The sequence below is a fragment of the Comamonas antarctica genome, assembly GCF_013363755.1.
GTDB classification, from domain to species: Bacteria; Pseudomonadota; Gammaproteobacteria; order Burkholderiales; family Burkholderiaceae_C; genus Comamonas; species Comamonas antarctica.
Window position 1 is genome coordinate 902,959 of the sequence record NZ_CP054840.1, and the last position, 11,584, is coordinate 914,542.

General features: G+C 66.8%; 10 protein-coding genes. All 10 read left to right on the forward strand.

The features are described from left to right. Positions 1–4 precede the first annotated feature (4 nt). Positions 5–970, forward strand: a complete 966-nt coding sequence (locus tag HUK68_RS04225; RefSeq protein WP_175503068.1) for a branched-chain amino acid ABC transporter permease — start codon at positions 5–7, stop codon at positions 968–970. Next, the gene (locus tag HUK68_RS04230; protein ID WP_175503069.1) at positions 967–1,734 is read left to right on the forward strand and encodes an ABC transporter ATP-binding protein; all 768 of its coding nucleotides are present in this window, start codon (positions 967–969) and stop codon (positions 1,732–1,734) included. Before HUK68_RS04225 ends, HUK68_RS04230 begins: the two co-directional genes overlap by 4 nt. Then, entirely contained in the window at positions 1,731–2,447 is a 717-nt protein-coding gene (locus HUK68_RS04235; protein WP_175503070.1) for an ABC transporter ATP-binding protein, read from the forward strand. Before HUK68_RS04230 ends, HUK68_RS04235 begins: the two co-directional genes overlap by 4 nt. Before the next feature lie 123 nt (positions 2,448–2,570). Then, positions 2,571–3,131, forward strand: coding sequence for a GspH/FimT family pseudopilin (locus tag HUK68_RS04240; protein WP_175503071.1), 561 nt, complete (start codon positions 2,571–2,573; stop codon positions 3,129–3,131). Continuing rightward, the gene (gene pilV, locus HUK68_RS04245) at positions 3,119–3,748 is read left to right on the forward strand and encodes a type IV pilus modification protein PilV (protein ID WP_175503072.1); all 630 of its coding nucleotides are present in this window, start codon (positions 3,119–3,121) and stop codon (positions 3,746–3,748) included. Before HUK68_RS04240 ends, pilV begins: the two co-directional genes overlap by 13 nt. Before the next feature lies 1 nt (position 3,749). After that, positions 3,750–4,625, forward strand: a complete 876-nt coding sequence (locus tag HUK68_RS04250; RefSeq protein WP_175503073.1) for a PilW family protein — start codon at positions 3,750–3,752, stop codon at positions 4,623–4,625. A gap of 1 nt (position 4,626) precedes the next feature. Beyond that, complete coding sequence (locus HUK68_RS04255) at positions 4,627–5,373, forward strand: pilus assembly PilX family protein (protein WP_175503074.1); 747 nt, start codon at positions 4,627–4,629, stop codon at positions 5,371–5,373. A gap of 54 nt (positions 5,374–5,427) precedes the next feature. Continuing rightward, positions 5,428–8,931, forward strand: coding sequence for a pilus assembly protein (locus HUK68_RS04260; RefSeq protein WP_175503075.1), 3,504 nt, complete (start codon positions 5,428–5,430; stop codon positions 8,929–8,931). Between the two features lie 14 nt (positions 8,932–8,945). Continuing rightward, entirely contained in the window at positions 8,946–9,392 is a 447-nt protein-coding gene (locus tag HUK68_RS04265) for a type IV pilin protein (protein WP_175503076.1), read from the forward strand. Between the two features lie 25 nt (positions 9,393–9,417). Next, positions 9,418–11,493 carry a BCCT family transporter gene (locus tag HUK68_RS04270; protein WP_175503077.1) on the forward strand — a complete coding sequence of 692 codons (2,076 nt, stop codon included), beginning with the start codon at positions 9,418–9,420 and terminating at the stop codon, positions 11,491–11,493. Positions 11,494–11,584 lie beyond the last annotated feature (91 nt).

Genomic DNA, 11,584 nt, shown 5'->3' on the forward strand with positions numbered 1-11,584 from the left:
CACGATGAATGTTCCTGCCAACCATCCGGCGCTGCTGCCGCGCATCGGCCTGCTGCTGCTGGTGCTGGCGCTGGCGCTGTTTCCGGTGCTGGCGCCGCTGTTCGATCTCGATTACTACACCGGCTTCGTGCGCCGGCTGATGATCGTCGCGCTGGCTGCGGCCAGCCTGAATTTCCTCATGGGCCGCGTCGGCCTGGTGGCGCTGGGCCATGCGGGCTTTGTCGGCGTGGGCGCGTATGCGGTCGCGGCGCTGGCCGAGGCCGGCTGGACTTCGGCCTGGGCGATCTGGGCGCTGGCGGCACTGGCCGGCGTGGTGGTGGCCGGGCTGACCGGCGCGGTGGCGCTGCGCACGCGCGGCGTGTACTTCATCATGATCACGCTGGCGTTCGCGCAGATGCTGTTCTATCTGGCCGTGTCGCTGCGCAAGTACGGCGGCGACGACGGCTACACGCTCTACACGCCGCTGACCCTGCTGGGCGGCGAGCAGGCACTAGCCGCCAGCGGCGCGCCGCTGTACTGGGTGGTGCTGGCTATCCTTGCGCTGGTGCTGCCGGCACTGTGGCGCCTTGAAGCCTCGCATTTCGGCCGCGCGCTCGAGGGCATTCGCGACAACGAGACGCGCATGCAGGCCATGGGCTACCCGACCTACCGGCTCAAGCTCTGCGCCTTTGCGTTGGCCGGCGGCATCGCCAGCCTCGCGGGCGCGCTGCTGGCCACGCAGAACGGCTTCATCAGTCCCTCGCTGATGCACTGGACGCAATCGGCGCTGTTCATCGTGATGGTGGTGATCGGCGGCGTCGGCCGGCGCTGGGGCGCGCCGCTGGGCGTGGCGGTGTGGCTGGTGTTCGAGGAAATGCTCAAGCAGTTCACCGAGTACTGGCACGCGCCCATGGGCTTGCTGCTGATCGGCGTGGTGTTCCTGGCACCGCGGGGCCTGGCGGCACTCGCATCGAGAAAGGCCGCGCCATGACGCTGCTCGTCGCACACCAGCTGGTCAAGCGCTTTGGCGCGCTGCCGGCCACGGACCATGTGAGTTTCTCGGTGAACGCCGGCGAGATCCATGCGTTGATCGGGCCCAACGGCGCGGGCAAGTCGACGCTGGTCAATCTGATTTCCGGGCTGCTGCCGGCCGACGGCGGCACGCTCACGCTCGACGGCGCCGACATCACGCATTTCGCGCCCCACCGGCGCGTGGCCGCGGGGCTGTCGCGCTGCTTCCAGGTGACGAGCATCTTCGCGCGCCAGACCGTGGGCGAGAACCTGCTGCTGGCAGTGCAGGCGCATGCGGGTTCGAGCTTTCGCTTCGCGCAGCGGCGCGACAGCGACCTGGCGCTGCTGGCCGCGGCGCAGGAGCTGGCGCGGCGCGTGACGCTGGAGGCCGATTGGGACCGGGTGGCGGCGACGCTGCCGCATGGCGCGCAGCGCAAGCTCGATGTGGCGCTGGCGATTGCCGCGCGCCCGAAGCTGCTGCTGCTCGACGAGCCCATGGCCGGCATGGGCCCGGTGGAGTCGGCGCAGATGGTGGCGCTGATCCGGCGCCTGCGCGAGGACATGGCAATCCTGCTGATCGAGCATGACATGGACGCGGTGTTCCAGTTGGCCGACCGCATCTCGGTGCTGGTCTACGGCAAGGTGCTGACCAGCGGCACCGCGGCCGAGATCCAGGCCGACGCGCAGGTGCAGGCGGTATACCTGGGCACCGAAACCGATCCGGCCGACGAGGTGCGCGCATGAACACGACGCCCCTGCTGGCCTGCGAAGGCCTCGAAGCCGGCTATGGCGCGAGCCAGGTGCTGTTCGGCATCGATTTCCATATCATGCCGGGCGAGGTGGTGACGCTGCTGGGCCGCAACGGCATGGGCAAGAGCACCACCATCAAGACCATCATCGGCGCGCTCAAGCCCAGCCGGGGCGAGGTGCGCATCGCCGGCGAGTCGGTGCGCGCGAAGTCGCCCGACGCGATTGCGCGCATGGGCGTGGCCATCGTTCCCGAAGGCCGGCACTGCTTTCCAAATCTCACGGTACGCGAACATCTGCTTGCATTTGCGGCGCAGCGCCATGCTACGCGCGAAGCCTGGAATATGGAGCGCATCTACGCGGTGTTTCCCCGGCTGAAGGAGCGCCAGCACCACATGGGCAACCAGCTCTCGGGCGGGGAGCAGCAGATGCTGGCGATCGGCCGCGCGCTGTCGACCAATCCGCGGCTGCTGATCCTCGACGAAGCCACCGAAGGCCTGGCACCCGTGATCCGCGAGGAGATCTGGCGCTGCCTGGCCACGCTCAAGGCGGCGGGGCAAACCATCCTGGTGGTCGATAAATATGTGCACCGGCTGGTGGGCCTGGCCGACCGGCATGTGATTCTGGAGCGCGGCAATGCGGTGTGGCAGGGCAGTTCGGCGGAACTGGATGCCGACCGGCGGCTCTGGCAGATGCACTTGGGGGTGTGAGCCAAGGCTCTGCAATGCAGGGGTGAATGCCGCTTGTCGGTAGGTCCAGTCCGACAGGCGGTCATTTAATTTGTATATATTGTTGTTAACATGTATCCAAATTAGCCGCCCATTCAAGCCTCTATGCCCGCCACAACGATCGGCAGCCGCCCGCGCGGCTTCACCCTCATCGAACTCATGGTGGTGGTGTCGATGCTCTCGATTCTGATGGCGCTGGCGCTGCCCAGCTTCAAGGGACTGATCGAGCGCTGGCGCGTGCAGCAGGCCGTCGACAACCTGCGCAGCACGATGTTCTACGCGCGCTCCGAAGCCATCCGCCGCGGCGGCGATATCTTCGTGGAGAAATTGCCCAGCACCACGCCCGGTTGCATGCTGGCCGCCCGGGCGGCGGATTGGGATTGCGGCTGGGTGGTGTTCATCGATGCCAACAGCAACCAGCGCTGGGATGCGGGCGAGGAGATCCAGCGCTATGCGCCGGCGCAAAGCCTCACGGTGACGCGCACCGCCGCATCGGCCACCATTGCCGTCGACCGTTGGGGCGTGATCGGCGGCGGCGATGCAGTGGGATTTTCCATCGCGCCCCAGTCTGGCAGCAATTCGCCCGTGGCCAAGGACGTGTGCATCTCGGCCGGCGGGCGCATCCAGGTCGGCCCCGCGCAGGTGGAGAACGCATGCAGCACCTGAAGGCGCGGGCACGCCGCGGTGCGCGCGGCCAGCGCGGCATCACGCTGATCGAGTCGCTGATCGCGATGGTGGTCATGGCGCTCGGCATCCTGGGTATCGTCGGCGTGCAGATGCGCGCGCTCACGGACACGCAGGCCGGCGTGCGCCGCGCACAGGCGATCCGGCTGATCGAGGACCTGGGCGAGCGCCTGCAGAGCAATCCCGATGCGCTCAATTACCTGAGCGCCTATGCCGCCAGCCCGGGCTCCGCGCCGGATTGCGCGGCCGCGGCCTGCACGCCCCAGCAACTGGCCGCCTTCGACGTCAGGCAATGGCACCGGAACGTGGCCGCGGCGCTGCCCGCGGGCTCGGCCACGGTGTTCATTCCGCAAGGCGGTGCACGCCAGCTGGGCGTGCTGGTGGGCTGGAACGAAAACCGCTTCAACGCCGGCGGCAAGGACGCGACGACGGCCCAGACCACGGCCCTGCTCGCGCCCCTGGTGGTGGCCGGCACGGATGCCGCAGGCAATGCCGTGAACTGCCCAGACAACCAGAGCTGCCATATCCAGTACCTGCAGCCGACGCAGCGCTGCGCGCCCTGGACGGTGGGCGGCGCGGGCCTTTATTGCGCCAACTGACATGATGCGGCTGCCTTCGCGTTCCCTGCAGCGCTGCGCGCGGCGCTCGCCCGCGCGCGCGCGCGGCGTGTCGCTGATCGATCTGCTGATCGGCATTGCGCTGGGCCTGGTGGTGGTGGCGGTGGCGATGGTCGGGCTCATGACTTCGCGCAGCATCACCGGCACCGTCTCCGAGGCCTCGGTGATGCAGCAGCAGGCGGCCTATGCGTTTCGCGTCATGGGCCAGCAGCTGCGCCAGGCCGGCAGCCTGGAGCTGAGCCTGTCGCCGGCCATCATGCCGGGCGCCGATCCGAATTCGGCCATGTCGCCCGTGGCCTTCGATCCGCCCGATCCCGCGGGCGTGCGCAGCCAGTTCAACCGCAGCACCAGCACGCTGACCGGCAGCGGCACGACCTCGCCCAGTTTCACCGTGGGCTACCAGAACTACGTCGAATCCGTGACGCCGGCGGACGCGCCGGTCACGGCGGCGCTGCTGCGCGATTGCCTGGGCCGCAACCGCGTGACGTCGGGCGTGCCCGATGCCGCAGTGCTGGCCAGCACCTTCGCGCGCAATGCCGACACCAACGAGCTGACCTGCGTCGGCACGGGCAGCGAGACCCGCCGGGCGATCATCGCGAACGTCACCGACATGCGCGTGCGCTACCTGGTGCAGAACCCCGGCACCACCAGTCTGCGCTATTTCGCCGATCCGGCGAACGTCGCCGCCTGGAACAACGTCTATGCGCTGGAAGTCTGCCTCGAGCTCAGCGGCACCGAGGCGATCGCCGCGCCCGATGCGCAATACACCAATTGCGCGGGCGCCAATGCGTCCTATGGCGACCGCCTGCGCATGGTGTTCCGCACCGTCTACCAGATCCGCAGCCAGGGACAGCTCTGACATGCCGCGCACCTCTTTCTCCAGGCCGCCACGGCGCCGCGCACGCGAGCGCGGCGTGGCGCTGTATGTCGTGATCGTGTTCGTCATGCTGTCGATGCTGCTGGCCTCGTGGGCCGCGCGCGGCAGCCTGTTCAACGAGATGCTGGTCGGCAACGATGCCGACTACCGCCGCGCCTTCGAGGCCGCGCAGGCGATGCTGCAGGATGCGGAATTCGACATCCGCGGCGTGCGCCCGAGCGGCGAGGGCTGCCTGCCCAGCGACACCAGTGGCGATGTGTGCCGCGCCAGCACCGCGGTGTATTTCGATATCGAAACCAGGGAGCTTGAAAGCGTCCTGACGGTCATCAGTGCCAACGGGCCCACGACGGGCTGCTACAAGGGCATCTGCCGCAAGCGCACCGGCGTGCAGGATTTCTGGAACAACCGCGACCTGCTGGCGGCGATGACCGCGGCGGATGTCGGGGCCCGCTATGGGCAGTTCACCGGCGCCGACGCGGCCGAATCGGCCAACCCCTTGCTGAACGTCCGTACCGCGGGCCGCGGCGCCTGGTACTGGGTGGAAATGCTGCCGTACATGGACCCGAACGTGGCCTTGCTGGCCAGCCTGCCATCGAATTCCAACGTCGAGCGGTTTGCGCCGTCGCGCAGGAAGCTGCTGGTCTACCGCATCACCGCGCTGGCACGCGGCAACAAGCCCAGCACCGAGGTGGTGCTGCAATCGGTGCTGTCCGTGCAATCCATCGACTAGCCACCACCGTCCCCTATGGCCTCTTACCGTCTCGGCAATGTCGGAGAACTGACCATGCGCGCACCCTTTCCCCTGGCCCTCCTGCTGGCCGCCATGGCGGCGCCCGCGTCGCTGTGGGCCGCGCAGATGAGCTTCGCGCAGTATCCCGCCGGCACGGCCTACAAGGCGCCGATTCCCAATGTGATCCTGTCGGTCGATACTTCGGGGAGCATGGCCTATTGCGATGTCAATGGTGCGCAAAACACCAGCAGCTCGACCTGCAACAAAACCAACGCGGACATACGCCGCATCACCTATGTCAAGCAGGGGTTGGAGTCGACGCTGCTCAATACCACCAAGTATGACGAGCAGTTTCGGCTTTCCTGGCAGTCTTTTGCCTGCGACAGCATTCCCTCCAGAGATGGCAATTGCAATGGCGACAATTCCATCGCCAAGTTTTCCGGCACGCACAAGACCAATTTCAAGAACTGGGTCTCCAAGTTAAGCGCGACAGGCAGCACGCCTTCGCACAACCTGGTCTACAACGCCGGTGAGTACCTCAAGACGACGGGCAAGGACAGCCCGTGGAATGCGGTGCCTGGCACGGCCGACAGCGCTCCGCTGGCCTGCCGGCGCGCGTATCACATCTTCCTCACGGACGGCGGCTGGAATTTCAGCTACGGTGACATTGACGGGGCATTCAAGGAGGCGATGAAGCTGCCGAATGCGAACGCCACCATTCCAGTGCAGAACATAGATTCAAGGGCTGGCACTTTTCCTGATGGCAAGAGCTATTCGGATTCCAGTGCACAGACCAGAATCTATCGCGACGATCATGCCAATCAAACCCGCAGCACGACTGTGAATCGGGTCACGACCTACTACGCCTATCCCACGCTCGCGGAACTGGCGTTCGACTATTGGTCCACGGATCTGCAGCCAGGCATCAACAACGAACTGAAATCCAAAGTACGCAAGACCGGCCAGGAGACTTTCACCTCCGGCTCGAAGTCGGTCATGTTCGACGAATACTGGAATCCGCGAAACGATCCAGCCAGCTGGCAGCATCTGGTGCAATACACCATCGGCTATGGCAGCTATGCCGGCACGCTGAAGAAGAACAACACGACTTCTCCGCAGTTCACGGGTGGCGTGTTCGGCATGTACGACTCGGGCTTTGCGTCGTTGGCAGCCGGCGCAACCACCTGGGACAACGTCACCAATACCACGGCGGACAGCAAGTACGACGACTACCGCCCGCAGGAAATGTGGCACATGGCCATCAACAGCCGCGGCAAGTTCTATCCCGTGAGCGGCGGTGACCTGTCGGGCGTGTTCGCCGATATCTTCGACGACATCATCGTCGACACCACGGCGCCGGTGAGCGGCGCGACCTCGGTGTCGCGCTCGGTCAGCCGCGTGGGCACGCAGTCGTACCAGACCAACTACATTGCCGCGGACGATGCGAATTCGCTGGACAACCGCTGGTACGGCTACGTGACCTCCAACGCCATTTCAACCAGCGGTGTCTCGACACCGAACCGGGACTGGGGCGTGGTGGACGGGCGCAATACCAGCTCCGCCGACAAGCTCGATGCGCGCTCGGCCGGCGACATCGCGCAGCGCCTGGTGGTGTCCTACGACCTCCAGCGCAGCGGCAGCAAGGCGGTCTCGTTCAAATGGGCCAACCTGAGCACGGCCACCACCACGGCGGCCTCGGCGCGCATGTGGCTCAACAAGGGGGTCACGGGCAGCGCCACCAGCATTGCCGGCGACGGCCGCGGCGAGGACCGGCTCAATTTCATCCGCGGCGACCGCAGCAAGGAGCAGCGCAGCGGGAACACCGGCGCCACCTTCCGCAACCGCAAGTCGCGCCAGGGCGACATCGTCAATTCGGCCATCTGGTACACCGGCGTGCCCAGCAACGGCTACTCCGCCAGCAGCTACCAGAGCTTTGCCAGCAGCCACCGCACGCGGCTGCCGATGCTCTACGTGGGCGGCAACGACGGCATGCTGCATGGCATCTCGGCCGAGGACGGCCAGGAGAAGATCGCCTATGTGCCGCATGGCGTGCTGCAGAACATCGCCAAGCTCACCGATCGCATCGACCCGGTCTACACCCACCAGTACTACGTCGACGGCTCGCCGTTCACGGGTGACGTCAACATCGGCACGGACACGCCCGCATGGCGCACCTACCTCGCGGGCACGCTGGGCGCGGGTGGCCGCGGCTACTTCGTGCTGGACGTGACCAACCCCGGCCCCGCCGCGCGCACCTCCACGGTCAGCAACGGCTTCACCGAAGACAATGTGGCCAACCTGGTGGTGCTGGACAAGACCGCCGCGGCCGTCAACGACGCGCTGCCCACGGCCGGCAAGCCGGCCGATCCGAATGCCCATGCCGACATCGGCCACATCCTGGGCACGCCGGTGGTGGCCGAAAGCAACCAGCAGCGCGCGCTGCACATCACGCGCACCAACAACAACCGCTGGGCGCTGATCCTGGGCAACGGCTACAACAGCGCCAACGAGCGCCCGGTGCTGCTGATCCAGTACCTCGACGGCGACAAGGCGCTCAAGACCCTGCCCGCGGTCGCGGTCGGCGCGGCCGAGGCCACGGGCAACGGCCTGTCCACGCCGCAGTTCCTCGATGTCAACAGCGACGGCGCGCCCGACTATGTCTATGCAGGCGACCTGCGCGGCAATCTCTGGAAGTTCGATATCTCGCATGCCGACGACAGCCGCTGGGGCGTGGCGTTCAGCGGCGCGCCGCTGTTCACCGCGACCTATTCGGCCGCGGCGGGCAATTCGAGCCGCCAGCCGATCACGACCGCGCCCGTGCTGCGCCCGAACCGCGAGGTGGGCGGCCTGATGGTGGCCTTCGGCACCGGCCAGAGCCTGACCGAGGAGGACCGTTCGGAGCGCGCCGTGCAGTCGGTCTACTCGGTGCTCGACAACACCCGCTATGCGGTGGCCGCCAGCGGCGCCGACCAGGGCAAGGTCACGCCCGCGGCCACACCCGTGCCGGCCGCGGTGTCCGGCCGCTCGGCGCTGGTGGCGCAGGGCGTGGACAGCAGCAGCCAGACGGCTGGCACCGAGACCGCCGCCAGCCGCACGTTCTGGCGCCTGAGCAGCAACGACGTGAGCTATGCGTGCGCGGCCAACGCCGCCAGCTGCACGGCAAGGAAGGGCTGGTATCTGGACCTGCCGGTGTCGGGCGAGCGCGTGACCACCAACATCGACTTCTACGACGGCAGCAACCTGCTGGAAATCATCAGCGAGGTGCCGGCGTCGGGCAGCGCCACCGCGGCCGGCGAGGAAATCTGCGCGCCCACGCCCCAGGCCGCGCAGCCGTTCCGCACGCTGATCCATATCGCCTCCGGCAAGCCGCCGTCGGTGCCGGTGATGTACATGGGCGCGGGCTATGGCGCGCGCTTCGCGCGCATGACGGCCTCGACCAAGGAGCTGCGCGTCTCCACCAAGACCGAGCAGCTGCGCATGGGCAACGACGGCAAGAACGACCGCCTCGCACGGCTGCCCGAAGTGCTGATCCGCCCCAGCTGGCGGCAACTCAAATGATGGCAATCCTTACGATGAAAACTGTGGACCGCCGGCAGCCGGCGCCGCGCCAGCGCGGCTTCACGCTGGTCGAACTGATGATCGTGGTGGCCGTGATCGGCATCCTCGCCGCGCTGGCCTATCCCAGCTATACCGAATACGTGCGCCGCGGCTACCGCGCCGAGGCCCGCGCCGGCCTGATGCAGGCCGCGCAATGGATGGAGCGCGCCGCGACCGCGAGCGGCACCTACCCCAGCATCGACGCGTTCGCGGCCACGGCGCTGGCCACGGTGTCTTCCGGCACCTATGCGATCTCGGTCACCGACCGCACGGACTCCACCTACACCTTGCAGGCCACGGCCAGGAACGCCCAGCGCGGCGACCGCTGCGGCAATTTCACGCTGGAGCAAAGCGGATTGCGCGGCGCCAACGGCAAGAAAGCGAATGTGGCTGACTACGATGGGAGCTGCTGGTCGCAATAATGGGCGCCTGTTTCAGGAGCCTCCCATGGACCAACCCGCCCAATCCGCACCCGAATCCGCCAATCCACCCCCCGAGCCCGCCGCGCCGCGCATCACCTTCTCGGCGCCGGTGGTCGTTCCCGCGCTGCTGGTGCTGGGCGTGCTGCTCGTGCTGTGCGGTTTTTTCCCGCGGCATGCGGACCGCATCTTTTCCACCGCGCAGGGCTGGGTCATAGGCCACTTCGACTGGTTCTACACCATGGTGGTGTCGCTGTTCCCGGTGTTCCTGGTGCTGGTCGCGGTGAGCCGCTTCGGCAACATCCGGCTAGGGCCCGATGATGCCAAGCCCGAGTTCAACTTCATTTCATGGAGCGCGATGCTGTTTGCCGCGGGCATGGGCATCGGGCTGATGTACTTCGGCGTCGGCGAGCCGCTGCAGCATTACCTCAAGCCGCCGACGCAGGTTCCCGGCACGCCCGCGGCCGCGCGCGAGGCGCTGACCTCGACCTTCTTCCACTGGGGCATCCATGCCTGGTCGGTGTATGGCGTGATGGGGCTGGTGCTGGCGTATTTCGGCTTCCGCTACAACCTGCCGTTGACCATGCGCTCGGGCCTGTACCCGCTGCTGCAGCAGCGCATCAACGGGCCCATCGGCCACAGTGTCGATACCTTCGCGCTGGTCGGCACGATTGCCGGGCTGGCGACGACGCTGGGCTATGGCGCGCTGCAGCTGGCCGCGGGCCTGAACATCGTGACCGGCTGGGACACCTCCACCGTGGGCTTTCGCGTCGGCCTGATCGTGCTGGTCGTGGGCCTGGCCGGCCTGTCGGCGGCCTCGGGGCTGGACAAGGGCGTGCGCCGGCTGTCCGAGGTCAATCTGCTGTTGACCATGCTGCTTTTGGGCTTCGTGCTGACCTTCGGTCCCACGGTGCACCTGTTCGAGGCGTTCAGCGAGAACATCGGCAACTACCTGTCGAGCCTGGTGGGCCTGTCGCTGCGCACCTTTGCCTATGAGGCGCCGCTGGAGCCGGGCTGGTTCGGCGACTGGACCATCCTCTACTGGGCCTGGTGGGTGTCCTGGTCGCCATTCGTCGGCATGTTCATCGCGCGCATCTCGCGCGGGCGCACGGTGCGCGAATTCATCATCGGCGTGCTGCTGATCCCCACTGCCTTCAACCTGCTGTGGATGACGGCCTTCGGCAATGGCGCGATCTGGATCGACACCCATGTGGCCCAGGGCGCGCTGGCGCAGACGGCGGGCAATGTCGACGCGCTGCTGTTCCGCTTCTTCGAGTACCTGCCGCTGGCCAAGGGCGTGTCGTGGCTGGCCATCATGCTGATCGCGATGTTCTTCGTCACCTCGGCCGACTCGGGCGCCTATGTCGTCGACGCGATTGCCTCGCGCGGCCACCCGCGCTCGCCGGTGTGGCAGCGGCTGTTCTGGGCATGCCTGCTGGGCGTGGTGGCGATCGCACTGCTGCTGGCCGGCGGTCTCAAGGCCTTGCAGGCCATGACGCTGGTGGCGGCGCTGCCGGTGGCGGCCATCATGGCGGTGCTGTGCGTGGGGCTGTGGCGCGGCATGCAGGCCGACCTGCGCAATGCCAGCCAGGACTGGGCGCCGGCCACCAGCTTCTGGAACGGCGAGCACTGGCGCAAGCGCCTGGAGCTGATCGTGCGCCAGCCCAGCGCCGGCGACGTCCATGGATTCCTGCAGAAAACCGTGCTGCCGGCAATGCGCGAGGTGGCCGCGGAAATGGAGCGCCAGGGTGTGCATGCCGTGGTGCATGACAACAGTGCCGACACCGAAGGCGGCAATGCGGGCGCGGTGCATCTGAGCATTCCGATTGCCGAGTTGCGCGACTTCGTCTACGGCGTGCGGCCGGTCAGGCGCAAGCTGCCGGGCTACATCCTCACCGAAGTCACCGACGAGGAGGAGAACATGCGCCGCCATGTGGTCGAGCCCATCACCTTCTTTGCCGACGGCCGTGAAGGCTACGACATCCAGTACCTGCGGCGCGAGGAACTGATTGCCGACATCCTGCGCAACTACGAGCGCTATCTGTCGCTGACCGCGGACAAGCGCAACCTGCTGCTCAACCGGGCACCGGGACATATCGGATGAGGGCTATGTCACGCCCTGTTGTTTGTTATTTTTAAAAGGCAACGGGCGTTACATTTTATTTTGACAAAAATAGAAGTAAGTATTTGAGGTC